General features: G+C 64.6%; 14 protein-coding genes and 1 pseudogene. 8 read left to right on the top strand and 7 right to left on the bottom strand.

The window, feature by feature from the left end; all coding sequences use genetic code 11:
• The first annotated feature begins 2 nt into the window (after positions 1 to 2).
• The 8 genes and pseudogenes from LOY26_RS13180 to LOY26_RS13145 all read left to right on the top strand — a co-directional run bounded on the left by LOY26_RS13180 (position 3) and on the right by LOY26_RS13145 (position 6945).
• Positions 3 to 1286, top strand: a complete 1284-nt coding sequence (locus LOY26_RS13180; protein ID WP_258714905.1) for an NTP/NDP exchange transporter — start codon at positions 3 to 5, stop codon at positions 1284 to 1286.
• Between the two features lie 222 nt (positions 1287 to 1508).
• A pseudogene (locus LOY26_RS13175) lies at positions 1509 to 1628 on the top strand (general stress protein); the annotation flags it as partial.
• Positions 1629 to 1690: 62 nt separating this feature from the next.
• Positions 1691 to 1888, top strand: coding sequence for a hypothetical protein (locus LOY26_RS13170; RefSeq protein WP_258714879.1), 198 nt, complete (start codon positions 1691 to 1693; stop codon positions 1886 to 1888).
• 17 nt (positions 1889 to 1905) lie between these two features.
• A complete protein-coding gene (locus tag LOY26_RS13165) occupies positions 1906 to 3240 on the top strand; it encodes an iron-containing redox enzyme family protein (protein WP_258714878.1) in 1335 nt (444 codons plus the stop codon).
• A complete protein-coding gene (locus LOY26_RS13160) occupies positions 3240 to 4193 on the top strand; it encodes a class I SAM-dependent methyltransferase (protein ID WP_258714877.1) in 954 nt (317 codons plus the stop codon). The genes LOY26_RS13165 and LOY26_RS13160 overlap by 1 nt, the downstream gene beginning before the upstream one ends.
• Positions 4194 to 4196: 3 nt before the next feature.
• Complete coding sequence (locus LOY26_RS13155; RefSeq protein ID WP_258714876.1) at positions 4197 to 5318, top strand: carboxylate-amine ligase; 1122 nt, start codon at positions 4197 to 4199, stop codon at positions 5316 to 5318.
• A 72-nt stretch (positions 5319 to 5390) separates the two neighbouring features.
• Positions 5391 to 5972: a nucleosidase gene (locus tag LOY26_RS13150; RefSeq protein ID WP_033697944.1), complete on the top strand. Its 582-nt coding sequence runs from the start codon at positions 5391 to 5393 to the stop codon at positions 5970 to 5972.
• A gap of 112 nt (positions 5973 to 6084) precedes the next feature.
• Positions 6085 to 6945, top strand: coding sequence for a Ku protein (locus tag LOY26_RS13145; protein WP_258714875.1), 861 nt, complete (start codon positions 6085 to 6087; stop codon positions 6943 to 6945).
• Positions 6946 to 7043: 98 nt separating this feature from the next.
• Here the strand turns inward: LOY26_RS13145 and LOY26_RS13140 are convergent, their stop codons facing one another.
• From LOY26_RS13140 to LOY26_RS13110, 7 genes are all read right to left on the bottom strand, one after another.
• Entirely contained in the window at positions 7044 to 7706 is a 663-nt protein-coding gene (locus tag LOY26_RS13140; RefSeq protein ID WP_033697942.1) for a glycosyltransferase family 2 protein, read from the bottom strand.
• On the bottom strand, positions 7703 to 8302 hold the full coding sequence (locus tag LOY26_RS13135; protein ID WP_258714874.1) for a bifunctional 2-polyprenyl-6-hydroxyphenol methylase/3-demethylubiquinol 3-O-methyltransferase UbiG: 600 nt from the start codon (positions 8300 to 8302) through the stop codon (positions 7703 to 7705). Before LOY26_RS13135 ends, LOY26_RS13140 begins: the two co-directional genes overlap by 4 nt.
• Positions 8303 to 8312: 10 nt before the next feature.
• Positions 8313 to 9062: a PIG-L deacetylase family protein gene (locus LOY26_RS13130; protein ID WP_047583198.1), complete on the bottom strand. Its 750-nt coding sequence runs from the start codon at positions 9060 to 9062 to the stop codon at positions 8313 to 8315.
• Entirely contained in the window at positions 9059 to 10102 is a 1044-nt protein-coding gene (locus tag LOY26_RS13125) for an acyl-CoA dehydrogenase family protein (RefSeq protein ID WP_258714873.1), read from the bottom strand. Before LOY26_RS13125 ends, LOY26_RS13130 begins: the two co-directional genes overlap by 4 nt.
• Positions 10102 to 12597, bottom strand: coding sequence for a DNA ligase D (gene ligD / locus LOY26_RS13120; RefSeq protein ID WP_258714872.1), 2496 nt, complete (start codon positions 12595 to 12597; stop codon positions 10102 to 10104). Before ligD ends, LOY26_RS13125 begins: the two co-directional genes overlap by 1 nt.
• A gap of 132 nt (positions 12598 to 12729) precedes the next feature.
• On the bottom strand, positions 12730 to 14310 hold the full coding sequence (locus LOY26_RS13115; RefSeq protein ID WP_258714871.1) for an aldehyde dehydrogenase (NADP(+)): 1581 nt from the start codon (positions 14308 to 14310) through the stop codon (positions 12730 to 12732).
• 43 nt (positions 14311 to 14353) lie between these two features.
• Positions 14354 to 15907, bottom strand: a complete 1554-nt coding sequence (locus tag LOY26_RS13110; protein WP_258714870.1) for a UxaA family hydrolase — start codon at positions 15905 to 15907, stop codon at positions 14354 to 14356.
• Positions 15908 to 15925 lie beyond the last annotated feature (18 nt).

Genomic DNA, 15925 nt, shown 5'->3' with positions numbered 1-15925 from the left:
CCATGCAAAGCTGGCGGCGGCGCCTGGGCAACGGCTTGAACATTCAACCGGGTGAAGGGCCCGCAGTGCTTGCCGGGCTGTCGTTATTCTACCTGCTGTTCACCGGTTACTTCATGCTGCGCCCGGTGCGCGAGACCATGGGTGTGGCCGGTGGCGTGGACAACCTGCAATGGCTGTTTACCGGCACCTTCGTTGCCACCCTGGCGTGCCTGCCGCTGTTTGGCTGGCTGGCGTCGAAAGTGCGTCGGCGGCATATCCTGCCGTGGACCTATGGCTTTTTCACCAGCAACCTGCTGCTCTTCGCTGTGCTCTTTGCCCGTGATCCAGACGGTCTGTGGACGGCACGGGCGTTCTACATCTGGCTGTCGGTGTTCAACCTGCTGACCATCTCGCTGGGCTGGAGCGTGCTTGCCGACCTGTTTTCCACCGAGCAAGGCAAACGCCTGTTCGGCCTGCTGGCGGCCGGTGCCAGCCTGGGCGGGCTCAGTGGGCCGATCCTGGGCACCGTGCTGGTGGGCCCGCTGGGGCATGCCGGCCTGTTGGTACTGGCGGGGGTGTTCTTGCTGGGCAGCACAGGCGCAACGCTGTACTTGCAGCGCTGGCGGGCCCGTCATCCACTGCCGGCGCACCAGCAGCGCTCGTCGTCGAAACCCTTGGGTGGCAACCCGTTCGCCGGCGCCACGGCGGTACTGCGCTCTCCCTATCTGCTGGGTATCGCGCTGTTCGTGGTACTGCTGGCCAGCGTCAGCACGTTCCTGTACTTCGAACAGGCGCGCATTGTCAGCGAGACCTTCACCGACCGCACACGGCAAACCCAGGTGTTCGGCCTGATCGACACTGTGGTCCAGGCCTTGGCGATCCTCACCCAGGTGTTCCTGACCGGACGCCTGGCCCGACGGATGGGCGTGGGGGTGCTGCTCGTGGCGGTGCCGTTGGTAATGGCTGCAGGTTTTGTCTGGCTGGCACTGGCGCCGGTGTTCGCCGCCTTCGTCGTGGTCATGGTGGTGCGCCGGGCCGGCGAGTATGCGCTGGTGCGGCCAGGGCGCGAGATGCTCTTTACGGTCCTGCCGGCAGAAGACAAGTACAAGGCCAAGAACTTCATCGACACGGTGGTCTACCGCGGCGGTGACGCCCTGAGCGGTTGGGTCAAGCGGGTACTGGACGTGATGGCCGAGCATCCGCAACTGGCGATGCTGATGGGGGCCGCGATAGCCCTGGGGTGGGCGGCGACCGGCGGCTGGCTGGGGCGGCGGCAGGCGCGGCTCGATACAACGGATACCGAGTGAGCCAGACGTCACTTGGTGCACCAAATATGCAGCTGCCGCTTATTTAATGCCACCGGTCCGAACCTGTCGCATTAAAACGAATCCCTCCATATCGCCGAACTCCGAACCTATGTACGGCACAGTGCCGTGCTTCCTGAAGTCATATGAGGTTTCACGACCATGGCTAACAAAGAGAACAGCCGCACCGGCACCCAGGGCAAGGAAGGCAGCCAAGGCGGCAGCAAAAACCCGGGCAACTTCGCCAACGACCGCGAGAAGGCCTCTGAAGCGGGGCGTAAAGGTGGCCAGTCTTCGGGGGGCAACATGCCTCACGACACCAGCCGTAAAGGCGGCCGTTCGTAATTGAGGAATACGCAGTGCCGGGGCGACCTGGCACTGCAATTGAACACAACGGAGGACTTCCCATGCGATTGACTCATTGGGTCGCCCTGGTGGGCGCCATGACGCTGATGGGTGGTTGTTTCGACCGAGACAACAATCACCCCGGCAAAGACGCCGACCCCAGCAAGCCATCGTTGCAAATGCAAAAACCGGATGATCTGCCAGCGCCGCAGCCTGCGCCTGACCCCGAGCCTATGCCGGGGCAAAAATCGGCCCAATAAGTTCAGAGGAGCTCGGCATGACGGTCATTACCCGCAAGGCCGCTGCTGATGCAGGGGCTCGCGCAGCACACCTGAGCCTGCAACACCGCTACCAGAACCTCCTGGAAGGCCCGGACGCCACAAGCGCCGCCTGGCTGGGTGAACAAATCGCGCGCGTTGAACACTGGCCGGACGATTTGCCTGACACCCCCGCACAGCTCCCTGCCTGGAGCGATCATCATGCCGGCGAAGTCGCCAAGGCCTATGCCGACTACCTGCAGCAACGTCGCCAAGGTGCGCCACGCCACTTCTTCAGCAACCGCGCCCATGCCCTGTGGTTTCTGCAGCAGGTTGCACCCACCAAGGCGGTGGACGGTGCCTGGCTGCACGGCACGTTGCAGCACTGGCGCGACCCCCGTTACCACGGGCTGATCCGCACCTACCTGGAAGAGCTGGGTAATGGCGACCCGCGTTGCAACCATGTGCTGATCTACCAGCGGCTGCTGAGCCGCCTGGGCTGCCTGGAACTGCCGCAACTGGATGACCAGCGCTACTTGCAAGGTGCCGTGCAACTGGCCCTTGGGCAGCACGGTGACGCATTCCTGCCGGAAGTGCTGGGGTACAACCTGGGTTACGAGCAACCGCCGCTGCATTTGCTGATTACCACCTATGAACTGGCGGAGCTGGGCATCGACGGCCATTACTTTCAGCTGCATGTCACCATCGACAACGCCGCCAGCGGCCATGCCCAGCTGTCCCTCCAGGCGTTACGACAACTGTGCCCGGCACAGGACGCACAGCACTTCTACCAACGGGTGCGGCGCGGCTACCGGTTGAACGACCTGGGCACTTCAGCGACCGCATTGGTCGCCGAGTTCGACCTGCAGGCACAGCTGTTCGCAGCGCTGGAGCGCAAGCGCCAATACGGCCAGTTCATGCACGCCGATCACTGCCGTTTGCAAAAGCGCACCATCAATCAGTGGCTGGCCGAGCCCGGCGCCATGCCGGCCTTCGTCGACGCGCTGCAGGCCCAGGGGTGGATCCGGCGCGGGGAGAACCCGGTAAACAGCCGCTGGTGGCAACTGATCGACGGGCCTGCTGCGGCCATGTTCGGTGTATTCACGGCCTACGAGAAGCAGTTGTGGCACGACTGGATCGCTGACGACTGGCAGGCGCCTATCCGGCGCGTCATGCCGGGTAGCTGGCACATCAACGTGTCGGCCGATGACAGGCCCATGGTCAGCCAGCGCGCAGAGACTGTGGAAGCCCTGGTGCAGCGCATGGCCGGCAACCGTCACGCGTCGCCGGAGGGGTTGTTGGCCACTCAGGCCTTCATCAACGCCACGGGCCTGGTTCAAGAAGGATGTCAGTGATGATGTTAGACCCAGAGCAAGCCCAGGCAGACCTGGCACTGCTGCAGCTAGGCAAGCGCTTGCGTGCGGACGGTTACCGCTTCACCTGTGTAACCCCCGCCACCCATGCACGCAACAACGCCCGTGAGAGCGCCCGGCAGGCCAGCAACTTGCGCGACGTGTTCGGCTGGAGCCGGCCGTTTGCGCCTTCGTTGCTTTCGGCCGACGAATTGCAAGCGCTGCAGCATGCGCAGGTGCTGGAGCAGCGCGGTGAACTGCTGGCCAGCAAGGTGCGTTGGTCGAGCCTGGACGACCTGCTGCTGGTGCATTCGGCGTACCCCACACACGCCAGTGACGCGGTGTTCTTCGGCCCCGACAGCTACCGCTTTGCCCAGGTCATTCATGACCATCTGCAACGCTGCCCGGATCGCGTGGAACACGCGGTCGATATTGGCTGCGGCAGTGGCGTGGGGGCATTGCTCATCGCCCGCGCCGCCCCCCATGCACAGGTCAGCGCGCTGGACATCAACCCGCTGGCGTTGCGCTGTACCGCCATCAACGCGGCCTTGGCGGGCATCAGCAATGTGTCCGTGGAGCCGAGTGATTTGCTTCACGGCGTTACCGGCACCTTCGACCTGATCGTGGCCAATCCGCCCTACATGCTCGACCACAATGCGCGCACCTACCGCCACGGGGGCGGGGCGCTGGGCGCCGAGCTGTCACTGCGCATCGTCGAACAGGCCCGGGAACGCCTGAGCATGAGAGGCACGTTGTTGCTCTACACCGGGGTGGCGATTGTCGAAGGCCGGGACGCGCTGCTCGAGGCTGTTCGCCTGCGCCTGGCGGGCCCGCAATGGTCCTGGGTATACCGGGAAATCGACCCCGACGTGTTTGGCGAACAGCTTGACGAACCCGGCTATGAACACGTCGAGCGCATTGCCGCCGTTGCGCTTACCGTCACCCGTAACGGTTGAAGCATGGCCCGGCCTTGTACGTTTGGCATCGAGGAGGAATACCTGCTGGTGGACCTGGCTACCGGCAAGGTGCCGGCGATGCCTGCCTCGAGCCTGGTCAGGCAGTGTCGTGAAGTACTGGGGCAGCATTTTGCCCAGGAGATGTTCCGCAGCCAGATAGAAGTCGCCTCACCCGTGTTCGCCAACCTGTTCGAGGCGCGCGAGTTCTTCTTGCAGGCCCGGCAGCGATTGAGCGAGGTGCTGGCGGCACAAGGCATGGGCCTGTATGGCGCGGGCAGCCACCCGAATGCAGCCTGGCTGCGGCACAAGCCTGCGCCGTGTGCGCACTACCACCAGTTGTTCGATGACTACCAGCACGTGGCGCGGCGCAGCCTGCTCAATGGCTTGCATGTGCACGTGGGGGTGCCGGCGGACTGCGACCGCATGCAATTGATCAATCGGCTGGTGCACTGGTTGCCGCTGCTGCTGGTTCTCAGTACATCCTCGCCCTTGTGGCTGGGCCAGGGTACCGGCTACATGAGCTATCGGCGGGTCATTTGTGGCGAGTGGCCGCACATGGGGTTACCCGAGCCGCTGGCCGACTGGTCTGCCTATGAACGCTACCGGGCCTTGCTTCAGCGCACCGGCTCGTTGGCTGCTGATGGTGACTTCTGGTGGGCCATCCGACCGTCGCGACGTTTCCCCACCGTCGAGCTGCGTATCTGTGATGGCTGCCCCTGCCTTGAGGACGCTTTGAGCATCGCCGGGGTGTTTCGCCACTTGGTGGAGCACAGCGTGCAGCCAAGGCAAGCGCGCGCCCCCCTCAACCGGGCGTTGCGCTGGGTCGCGCAGGAGAATTACTGGCGCGCCCTGCGCTACGGCCGCCAAGGCCAGTTCATTGGTACCCAGGAGCAACAGCCGGTCACGGCCGAAGGCTGGCTGGCGCAGCTGCAGGGGCAGTTCCCCGTCGACACCGTGGACGCCGAACGCGCCTTCGAGCATGCCCGGCGTATCCTGCGTGAGGGCACCAGTGCCGACCGACAGCTTGAACGCCTGGGGCAGGCGTGCGCCGCCGGGAAGAACGCTACCGAAGCGCTACAGGCCGTGGTCGAGCAGGTGATCAGGCAAGGGCATACGCAACGGTAGCCGGGGCTTGCAATTCGCCAGGGTTGTCCGAAAATGGCCGCGCCCTTTGCAGCCACCCGGAACCCCTGCGCCATGATGCTGATCAAGCAATTCCCCGACATTTCCCTGGATGACACGCTGTTTGTCTTCGCCCTCGAGGCCGAGGCTGGCACTGTGTTTGCCGAGGTGAACACCGTGTTCACTGGCATCGGCAAGGTCAATGCTGCCATCGCGCTGACCAAGGCCATCGCCCAGCGCAAGCCCAAGCTGATCGTCAACCTGGGTTCGGCCGGCAGCCAGGGCCATGGCAAGGGTGAAGTGGTGTGCTGCACCCGTTTCGTCCAGCGCGACATGGATGTCACGCCGCTGGGCTTCGCCCGCTACGAGACGCCACTGTCGGACATCCCCGTTCTGCTCGAACACGGCGAGCCAATCCCAGGGCTTGCCCTTGAAACCTGCGGCACAGGTGACAATTTCGAGACCAGCCACGGCAAGGCACCTTACGATGTGGTCGACATGGAGGCTTACGTACTGGCGCTGATCGCCCGCAGCGAAGGCATTCCATTCGTCTGCCTCAAGTACATTTCCGACGATGCCGGCAGCGAAGCCGCAGACGATTGGTCGGTGCAAGTGCACCTGGCCGCCGAGGCCTTCAAGCGCGTGCTGTTCAGCTAAGCACCGAGTCGCTGCCCGCCGCAGGGCAGCCTGACTAAACCTTCCCAGCGCGCCGCAGTCACTTCAAGTAGAGGCTCCGATAGGCGCAGGGCTGGAGGGAGGTGACTTAACCATGGCAAGGGCAATCTGGAAGGGCGCGATCAGTTTCGGGCTGGTGCACATCCCCGTCTCGCTGAATACTGCGGTGCGCACCGAGCGGGTCGATTTCGACTGGCTGGACAAACGCAGCATGGAGCCGGTCGGTTACAAGCGGATCAACAAGGTCACCGGCAAAGAGATCGACAAGGACAACATCGTCAAAGGTGTGGAGTACGAGAAAGGCCGTTATGTGGTGATCAGCGAGGAAGAGATCCGCACGGCCCGGCCTGAAGCGACTCAGACCATCGATATCTTCTCGTTCGTCGATGCCGGCGAAATTCCCCTGCAGCATTTCGATACCCCGTATTACCTGAGCCCCGACCGCCGCGGCGGCAAGGTCTATGCGTTGCTGCGCGAAACGCTGGCCAGCACCGGCAAGGTGGCGTTGGCCACGGTGGTGTTGCATACCCGTCAGCACTTGACGCTGCTGCGCCCGCTGGATGATGCCCTGGTGATGATCACCCTGCGCTGGCCCGAGGAAGTGCGCGGGTTGGAGACGCTGGAGCTGGACAAGAGCGTGACCGATACCACAGTGGACAAACGTGAACTGGACATGGCCAAGCGGCTGGTCGAGGACATGAGCGGCTCATGGCAGCCGGATGAGTATCAGGATGCCTTTCGCCAGACCATCATGGACCTGGTGGAAGAGAAAGCCAGCAAGGGCAAGATCAGCGTGGTGGAGAAGGGCGAGGGCGGTACTGCAGAGAAAGGTGCCGATATTATCGACCTTACCGAACTGCTCAAACGCAGCTTGGGCGGCAAGGGTGCGGCGGCGGGGAAGAAAAAGCCCGAGCCCGAGAAGAAACCTGCCAAGCGTACGCGCAAGGCTTCTTGAGCCATGGCTGAGATTTTGGGGGCAGTCCAAAAGAACGCGATCGGTGTAGGAGCGGCCTTGCGTCGCGAAAGGGCTGCAAAGCAGCCCCAGGACCCCAATCACGACACCGTCACCTCAAGGCTCGCCAAATAATCCCCAAATCCCTCCCGCGCCCTGCTGTCCCGCCGGCTGCTGGTGGCCACGCTATGCCGTGCCGTCCACGAAATCTGCGCCCCTTGCGCTTCCAGGTCGCGCACCAACTGTACATCCTCATGCGCTGGCAACGGCTGGAAGCCCCCAATCTGCAGATAAGCCTGCGCGCTGACCCCAAGGTTGGCACCGTGAATATGCCGATGCCCTTCACGCGCCTCGTAGCGGCTCAGGTACAGCCGACGCAAGGCAGCCTTCTGCCAAGGCTGCCAGCATTCCACATGCACCGTTCCACAGACCACATCTGCCCCAAACGCCAGTTGCGACAGCAGCCAGTGCGGCGGTACCTGGCTGTCGGCATCGGTACAGGCCAGCCAGCTGGCGCCTTGTTCGATCACCTTGGCGGCCCCAGCCCTGCGTGCCATGCCAACGTTGCCGGCGTGAACGTCCAGCGTCTGCACGCCATGACGCCTGGCCACCGCCGCACTACCGTCACTGCAGCGGTCCAACACCACCAGGATGCTGACCTGGTAGCCCGCTTGTTCGGCCTGCGCGGCAGCGACCTTGACCGCCTTCAGGCACCGGCCCAGGCGTCGCGCCTCGTTGTGCGCGGGGATCACCACGGCGATCATGGGCAGGTCTCGTCAAGGTCCACCACGCTGGGCTGGCATGACCAGTATTCGAGTAGAAAGTCCGCTTCCTCGTGGCGATACACCGGATACAGCGGTAGATGCTTGCCCAGCATCCGGTGCACCTCGCGGCCATCCTGCGGGCAGCCCGCGATCGGGTGTTTCCAGTGACAGGCCAGCAAGCCGCCGTCGTAGCTCAGGCTGGCGACCGACTGCTCGATAACCTGCAGCCAGTCTGTCGGGTCGAGGTAGTAACCCAGTTCACTCAACACAATGAGATCGAAGCGCCGCCCGGGCCAGTCACCCGGTAGCTTGCCTAGTTCAACCGAGGCGTGGCTTACGTTCGCGAGGCGTTCACGGGCCAGGCCCACCGCGGTCGGGTCCAGGTCCTGGCACAGCAGGTCGGCACAACGCTCGGCCAGCAAGGCGCTGAGTTCGCCGTTGGCACAGGCCGGTTCAAATACACGCTGGTAGCATTGGCGAGGCAGGCTGGCCATGACCAGCTCACGTTTGCGCTTTTCATACCAGCGGGTGCGGAAGGCCCAGGGGTCTTCACTGCTGGCGTAGAGGTCGGCGAAGTATTGCGCGTCGAGGCTCATATCGATTCCCTTACAAGAACACCAGTTCGAATGGCTGTAGCAGGCAGTCCTGCAAAGCGGCGGGCAGCACGGGCGGTTGGCCGTCATCCGGCTCCAGCTGGCTGGCGTGCGCAGCCAGGGCCTTGCGCTTGCGGGCCAGGCGGGCTTCATCGAGCTGCACGCGATGAGCCCGCGGCCAGGGCAGGCGAGGGTCGTCCGGTTGCGCCCAGTGCCAAGCCCATACCGGCACCTCCACCAGTTGCACCTTGCGCGCCAGTGCCGATTGCGCGGCGGCCCTGCCAACCGCTTCGTGATCACAATGGCCATCGTTGCGCCAGGTGGCCATGAGCAGGTCGTCGGGCTTGAGCAGCTGGCTCAGGTGGTTGACCAGAAAGGCCTCGTCACGCGGCAGCGCGCCATCCTTCAGGTGCAGCCTGCGCCAGTCCAGGCGGTTGAGGTCCAGGTCGAGCTGTTGCAGGGCGTGGCGGCTCTCCAGCGGCCGTTGCCTGCGCAAGCGGTGCTCGGTCCAGTGCCTGGAGCCTGGGTGGCTGCCCTCGCCATCGGTGGCCGAAATCAGCACCAAGTCTTCTTCGCGCCCGTGGAAGCCCGCCAGCAAGCCGCCCGCCATGAGAATCTCGTCATCTGGGTGGGGGGCGATCAGTACCAGGCGACGCCCCGGCGGGCACAGTTGCCCGGGGTCGATCCAGGTGGCCCTGGCCAGGTGCGCGGCATGCTGCCAGTCAGCCCAGGGGGTGCCGTTACTGGACGCGATCAAATTCATAACTGCCAAGCTCCTGCTGGCAGGTTCGCCAGCTGCTGTCCGAGGGCCGCCAGGTCACGCTCGGCGTGGCTCTGGCGCATAAAGACCGGCAAATCGGCGCTCAACCGGGCAAAGTGGCTGCTGCGGCAGAACGGCGAGGCACCCAGTGCCCGCCCCACGTGATGGATCACCTGCTCGACGGCCTGTTCGACCTGCGCGCGGGTGCGCCGCACCTCGAAGCTGGCATCCGCGCTTGGCTCGCGGTCGATCCAGGCTGCACACTCGCGCAGCGCTGCCCTGGCGCCAAGCAAGGCCGCGTCGACCGCGCCCAGGTGGGCGTCGGCATGCGGGTCGGGGCGCGGGTTGCGACAGTGTTCGCGCAGGTAATCGGCCAATGCCTCCGCCGCACCGTACCAGCAGGCCGCAATGCCAGCCCCGCCGTGCCAGAAGCCCGGGCGCGACAGATACTGCCCCGGCTTGCCGATGGCGATGCCGGGTGTATGGTTGAACTCGACCTCGACGCTTGCCGTGGTGGCCATGCCCACCGCTTGCCAGTGCTCGATGTTCAAGCCTTGGCTGGGGTGCGACAGCTCTATCGCTACCAGCTGCGGTTGTTCGTCATGACCCCAGGCAGTGATGAGCGCGCGGTCGATCTGCAAGGCACCTGAACACCAAGCCTTGCGGCCAGCCAGGCGCACCTGCTCGCCCTGGCGTTCGACGATACGTGCGCGGGCATTCGGCGGTTCGGCAGCCCACACGCCCCAGATACCCTCCTGGGCGTGGTGCGCGGCGCCGCATTCGGCAAGGATCGCCAAGGCATCGGTATGGCCCTCGTAGAGTTTGGCCAGGGCCATGTCACAGCCAGCGATGCGTGCCAGGCTCTGCCACCGCCGCAAGGTGTTACCTTGGCCCGGCAAGGGCAGCAGGTCAAGGTGGTCAGCCTGCAACGCCTGGATCAGCGTTGGCAGCTGGGTATCGAGGTTGAGCGCCTGCGGCCGTTCGGTAAAGGCGCGCAACAGGCGGTCAAGGTTGTTCAGATCAAAGTCCTGAATGATGCTCATCAGCCCAGCCCTAGCTGTTTGCGCATGCGCGCGGTGATCGATTGACGGGTCTTGCCCATGTCGGCCCATGGGTCGTCCACTTCGGCAAGGCGTTCGTGCAGGTTGCCGATGTGCCATTGGTTGGCGCCCTTGAGTTGCGCCAACTCTTCGCGCCAGATGGGCACGGACACCGGCAGGCCTTCACGCGCCCGCAATGAGTAGGCGCAGGCGGTAGTAGCGCCTTGGCCATTGCGCAGATAGTCGATGAAGATGCGCCCGACCCTGTTCTTCGGCCCCGACACGGCGCTGAGCCGATCGGGAAACAGATTGGCCAGGTAATCGACGATGGCATGGCTGAAATCCTTCACCTCGTCCCAGCCCGCTTTGCGGGTCAGTGGCACGACGAGGTGGATACCCTTGCCGCCGCTGGTCTTGAGGAACACCTTCAGGCCAAGCTCGTCGAGCAGGGTCAGGGTCAGTTGCGTGGCCTCCAGCATCGCCTTCCACGGCAGCGCAGGGTCCGGGTCCAGGTCGAGGATGAAGCGGTCCGGCTTGTCGAAATCCTTGTCGGTGGCGTTCCAGGTATGCAGTTCGAGCATGTTCATTTGCACCGCGCCCAGCAGGGTGTCGGCGCGGTTGATGACCATGGCGGCCTGGCCGGCCGCTTTCTTGTCGTAGCTGACCACATTGGGGATGTGCAACTGGTCGGCGTTTTTCTGAAAGAACAGCTCACCCGCCAGGCCATCGGGGGCGCGTACCAGCGCCACGGGGCGGTTTTTCAGTTGCGGCAGAATCCACTCGCTGACCTGCGCGTAGTACTCGGCCACCTGGCGCTTGGTGGTTGCGCGGGTGGCGTCGATGATGCGCTCAGGGTGGGTCAGGCGCAGTTCGCCCAGCGCCTCGGGTTTGCGCTGAGCCTTGGGCTTGGCGACGGGCTTGCCAGGCATGGCGTGCTCCAGATCGATGGCGGTGGCAGGTTTGTCATCCCGCAGCCCATGGAACACCGCGTGGCGCACCACACCGTCGCGGGTCATCTGGGCGTAGGCCACTTCGGCCAGCAGGGTCGGCTTGAGCCAATGCACACCCCGCGCTTCGGCACCGGTCGGTGGTTGGCTCAAGGGTGGTTTGGCCGTTTGCAAAGGCTTGAGCCGCGCATGAATGCTGCCCAAGGTGGCCGCGCTGAAGCCGGTGCCCACCTTGCCGGCATAGCGCAACGCGCCGCCCTCGTCGTGCACGGCCAGTAGCAACGCGCCAAAGGCGCTGCGGCTGCCCTTGGGGTCGGTGTAGCCGACTATCACGAATTCCTGGCGTTGCTGGCACTTGAGTTTGATCCAGTCGGCGCTGCGCCGGCCGGTGTAGGGGCTGTCGGCGCGTTTGCCAATCAGGCCTTCGAGCTTCATGCGGCAGGCGCTGTCGAGCAGTGAGTCGACTGGCTGATCGAAGCCTTCGGAAAACCGCAGCCATTGCGAATCGTCCTGGTCCAGCAACTGCTGCAGGGTGTTGCGCCGCTCTTGCAGCGGTAATTGGCGCAGGTCCTGGCCGCCCAGAAAGGGCAGGTCGAACAGGTAATAGAGGATGTGCTGATCGTCTTCGCTATCGAAGGCGTTCTGCAGGGCCTGGAAGTCCGCCACGCCATGGGCGTCGTTGACCACCATTTCGCCGTCCAGCCAGGCGGAATCGAGGCCAAGGCTGCGCAGCGCGGCTCGCTGATGCGGCAGCTTGGCAGTCCAGTCATGGCCGTTGCGGGTGTACAGGCGTACGTCATCACCGTCGATGCGCGCGAGAATCCGGTAGCCGTCGAACTTCACCTCGTACAACCAATCGCCGGCCGGTGGCGAGTCGACCAGCGTGGCCAGTTGCGGTTGCAGCGTATCGGGTAGCGCGGCCTGCTGGGCGCTGGCCTTGCGTTTGCGTGACTTACGGGGCGCCGCCTTGCCGGCCGTTTTTCGCACCCTGGGGACCAGGGTCCGCTCGCTGAGCACGCTGTCGGGCTGAGCCTCGACGATGCTGTACTCGGCCTCGCTGCGGGCTTCGCCATCGTGCGACTTGACCAGCATCCACTGTTCTTTCTTGCCCCCAAGGTGGGTGCGAAACAGGTTCCATACGCCATTGAGTTTCTCGCCCTGCAAGCGAAAACGCAGCTTGCCCTTGGTATAGGCCTGCTGCGCGTCACCCTCGGGCTCCCAGATGCCCCGGTCCCAGACAATCACGTCGCCTGCGCCGTAGTGGCCTTCCGGGATATTGCCCTCGAAGTCGGCGTAGTCCAGCGGGTGGTCTTCGACGTGTACGGCCAGCCGGCGCACCTTCGGGTCCAGCGAAGGGCCCTTGGGGATTGCCCAGCTTTTCAGGGTACCGTCGAGCTCCAGGCGAAAATCGTAGTGCAGGTGGCTGGCGTCGTGCTTCTGGATGCAGAACTGCAGGGCATGGGGCTGCTTGCCTCGGCCACGGTTACCGCTGGGCTCGGGCGTGGCATTGAAGTTGCGTTTGCGCTGGTACTCCTGCAGGGGCTTGGCCATGGCGGGGTCCTGAAGAATCGCGGGGGCTCTTCAGGTGGGAGAGGGCGGTGCGAAGGGAGTTCAAAATTTCCGTATAGGCAGCCGCCCCCTCAGGGCACCCCAGTGTTCGTCGGGGCGGCTGCACGGCGGCCCTCAGCAGGCTGAACGGCTAGCCTCGCCATCGACCAAGCGCCAGATCCCCAGCGGGTTGGCGTTCTGTAACGCCGGCGGCAGCAGCTCATCCGGGTAATTCTGAAAACACACCGGCCGCAGGAAGCGGTCGATGGCCAGCGAGCCCACCGACGTGCCGCGCGCATCCGAGGTGGCAGGGTACGGGCCACCATGCACCATCGCATCGCACACCTCGACGCCTGTCGGGTAGCCATTGAGCAACATGCGGCCGACCTTTTCCTGCAGCAGCTCGCTCAGCCAGCCGAAGCCCGGCAGCTCCGTTGCTTCGCCCATCAGCGTGGCGGTCAGTTGCCCGCGCAGGGCCTGCACGGCCGCTTTGAGTTGCGCCTGGTCTTCGACTTCGATGATCAGGGTCGCAGGCCCGAACACTTCTTCCTGCAACAGCGGGTCGCCGTTCAGCAGCATGCCGACATCCGCTTGGAACAGCTGCGGCTGCGCTTGGCGCTCGCCTTGCTCGGCGCCTGCCAGGTGGCTGATGCCGGGGTGAGCGTGCAGGTGCTGCAAACCCTGGCGATAGCTGGCCAGGGTGCCGGCGTTGAGCATGGTTTGCGCCGGCTGGTCGGCCATGTGCGCTTGCAGGTGCGCGACAAATTGGCTGAATGCGGCTGAGCGCAGCCCCAGGATCAGGCCGGGGTTGGTGCAGAACTGGCCGCAGCCAAGGGTCACCGATGCCGCCAGTTCGCGGGCCAGTGTGGCGCCTCGCTGTGCCAGCGCCTCAGGCAGCAGGATTACCGGGTTGATGCTGGACATCTCGGCGAACACCGGAATCGGCTGCGCCCGTTCGGCGGCCATGCGCACCAGCGCGTTACCGCCCTTGAGCGAGCCGGTGAAACCGACGGCCTGGATGGCCGGGTGCTTGACCAGCCACTCGCCGACACCGCCGCCGTAGATCATGTTGAACACGCCCGCAGGCATCGCGCTGCGTACCGCCGCCCGCAAGATGGCATCGGCAACCGCTTCGGCGCTGGCCATGTGGCCGCTGTGCGCCTTGAACACCACCGGGCAGCCTGCGGCCAGCGCCGAGGCGGTATCGCCACCAGCAGTGGAGAATGCCAGGGGGAAGTTGCTGGCCCCGAACACGGCCACCGGGCCGACCCCGATACGGTACTGGCGCAGATCCGGGCGCGGCAGTGGCTGGCGCTGCGGCAGGGCCCGATCGATACGTGCACCATGGAAATCGCCCCGGCGCAGCACCTTGGCGAACAGGCGCATCTGGCCACTGGTGCGGGCCCGCTCGCCCTGGATACGGCCAGCGGGCAGGGCGGTTTCGCGGCAGACCGTGGCGATGAAGTCGTCACCCAGCGCATCGAGTTCGTCGGCAATGGCATCCAGAAACACTGCGCGTCGTTCGGCAGGCAGGTTGCGATACGCCGGGAAGGCGGCGGCTGCAGCGGTTGCAGCCGCATCCACTTCAGCTTCGGTGGCTTGGCTGAAAACGCCCGGTAATGCTTCCCCTGTGCTGGCGTCGAGGCTTACAAGCCGGGTGCCGCCTTGCGCCGAGCGCTGGCCGCCGATGTAGTTGTGACCAAGAATCTGGGTCATGAAAGCTCCAATAAACGTTAAAACGGGTACGTGAAGCGAACCGTCAGGTGATGGCGCCGATCTGCCAAGGCACGAACTCGTTCTGCCCGTAGCCGTGTTGTTCACTCTTGCTGCGTTCACCCGAGGCGATGCGCAGCATCATCTGGTAGATGTGCTGGCCGCGTTCTTCGATGATCATGCTGCCGTCGGCGATGCCGCCGCAATTGACGTCCATGTCATCTTCCTGGGTTTCCCACAGGCGCGTGTTGGTCGCCAGCTTGATTGACGGTGAGGGCGCACAGCCGTAGGCCGAACCGCGGCCGGTAGTGAAGGCGATCAGGTTGGCCCCGCCAGCGACCTGGCCGGTGGCGGAGATCGGGTCGTAGCCGGGCGTGTCCATGAACACCAGGCCATGGGCGCGCACCGGTTCTGCGTATTCGTAGACATCCACCAGGTCACTGGAGCCAGCCTTGGCCACCGCCCCCAGTGACTTCTCCAGGATGGTGGTCAGGCCGCCGGCCTTGTTACCGGCAGAGGGGTTGTTGTTCAGTTCGGCGCCCATGCGTTGGCAATAGGCTTCCCACCACTGGATGCGCGCGATCAGTTTTTCACCGACCTGCTGGCTTACCGCGCGACGTGTCAACAAATGCTCGGCGCCGTAGATTTCCGGGGTCTCCGACAGTATCGCGGTGCCGCCTGCGGCCACCAGCCGGTCCACGGCATTGCCCAGGGCGGGGTTGGCGGTAATCCCGGAATAGCCGTCCGAGCCCCCGCATTGCAGGCCGACCGTGAGGTGGCGCACGCTGACCGGCTGGCGCTCGACCTGGTTGGCTTCGGCGAGCAACGCCTTGACCTGGGCAATACCGCTGGCGATGGTCTTGCTGGTACCGCCGCTGCCCTGGATGGTGAAGGTGCGCAGGGTGTGGCTGCTTTCCAGCCCCTGCGCGGCGAGCAGGTCGGGGATCTGGTTGGTTTCGCAGCCCAGGCCGATCAGCAGCACCGAGGCAAAGTTGGCGTGCACGGCATAGCCACCCAAGGTACGGCGCAGCATGGCCAAGGCTTCGCCGGAGGGATCGACGGCGCAGCCAACCCCGTGGGTCAGCGCCACCACACCATCGACCTGTGGATACGGCGCCAGCGCCTCGGGGTGGATGTCCCGGCGAAAGTGGTCGGCGATCGCCCGGGCCACGGTGGCCGAGCAGTTCACCGAGGTAAGGATACCCACATAGTTGCGCGTGGCGACCCGGCCATCGGCCCGCACGATGCCCATGAAGGTGTCATCGTTGGGCGCCTGTACACCCCGGGCATCGACGCCAAAGGCGTAGTCGCGGGCAAAGTCGCCCATGGCGAGGTTGTGCACGTGCACATGCTGGCCCGCTGCGATGGCCTGGCTGGCGAAGCCGATGATCTGGCCATAGCGGCGCAAAGGCTGGCCGACAGCCATGTCGCGCGCAGCGACCTTGTGCCCGGCGGGGATGGCCTGGCAAACGGTGATGCCTTCGTCCAGCAGCAGCCCTTCGGGCAGTGCCTGCCGGGCAATCAGCACGTCATCGAGCGGGTTGAGTCGGATCACGGCGTTGGCAGTGTGTTCGCTGCCTGTTGTTGTAATGAGTTGCATGACAATCACCTCAAATAG

The organism is Pseudomonas sp. B21-047 (assembly GCF_024748775.1).
GTDB lineage: Bacteria > Pseudomonadota > Gammaproteobacteria > Pseudomonadales > Pseudomonadaceae > Aquipseudomonas > Aquipseudomonas capeferrum.
This window is presented reverse-complemented; position numbering and strand designations above follow the sequence as displayed.

Excerpts from the sequence above, each read along its gene's own strand:
- LOY26_RS13180 (WP_258714905.1), top strand. The coding sequence starts at position 3 with ATGCAAAGCTGGCGGCGGCGCCTGGGCAACGGCTTGAACATTCAACCG.
- LOY26_RS13170 (WP_258714879.1), top strand. The coding sequence starts at position 1,691 with ATGCGATTGACTCATTGGGTCGCCCTGGTGGGCGCCATGACGCTGATG.
- LOY26_RS13165 (WP_258714878.1), top strand. The coding sequence starts at position 1,906 with ATGACGGTCATTACCCGCAAGGCCGCTGCTGATGCAGGGGCTCGCGCA.
- LOY26_RS13160 (WP_258714877.1), top strand. The coding sequence starts at position 3,240 with ATGATGTTAGACCCAGAGCAAGCCCAGGCAGACCTGGCACTGCTGCAG.
- LOY26_RS13155 (WP_258714876.1), top strand. The coding sequence starts at position 4,197 with ATGGCCCGGCCTTGTACGTTTGGCATCGAGGAGGAATACCTGCTGGTG.
- LOY26_RS13150 (WP_033697944.1), top strand. The coding sequence starts at position 5,391 with ATGATGCTGATCAAGCAATTCCCCGACATTTCCCTGGATGACACGCTG.
- LOY26_RS13145 (WP_258714875.1), top strand. The coding sequence starts at position 6,085 with ATGGCAAGGGCAATCTGGAAGGGCGCGATCAGTTTCGGGCTGGTGCAC.
- LOY26_RS13140 (WP_033697942.1), bottom strand. The coding sequence starts at position 7,706 with ATGATCGCCGTGGTGATCCCCGCGCACAACGAGGCGCGACGCCTGGGC.
- LOY26_RS13135 (WP_258714874.1), bottom strand. The coding sequence starts at position 8,302 with ATGAGCCTCGACGCGCAATACTTCGCCGACCTCTACGCCAGCAGTGAA.
- LOY26_RS13130 (WP_047583198.1), bottom strand. The coding sequence starts at position 9,062 with ATGAATTTGATCGCGTCCAGTAACGGCACCCCCTGGGCTGACTGGCAG.
- LOY26_RS13125 (WP_258714873.1), bottom strand. The coding sequence starts at position 10,102 with ATGAGCATCATTCAGGACTTTGATCTGAACAACCTTGACCGCCTGTTG.
- ligD (WP_258714872.1), bottom strand. The coding sequence starts at position 12,597 with ATGGCCAAGCCCCTGCAGGAGTACCAGCGCAAACGCAACTTCAATGCC.
- LOY26_RS13115 (WP_258714871.1), bottom strand. The coding sequence starts at position 14,310 with ATGACCCAGATTCTTGGTCACAACTACATCGGCGGCCAGCGCTCGGCG.
- LOY26_RS13110 (WP_258714870.1), bottom strand. The coding sequence starts at position 15,907 with ATGCAACTCATTACAACAACAGGCAGCGAACACACTGCCAACGCCGTG.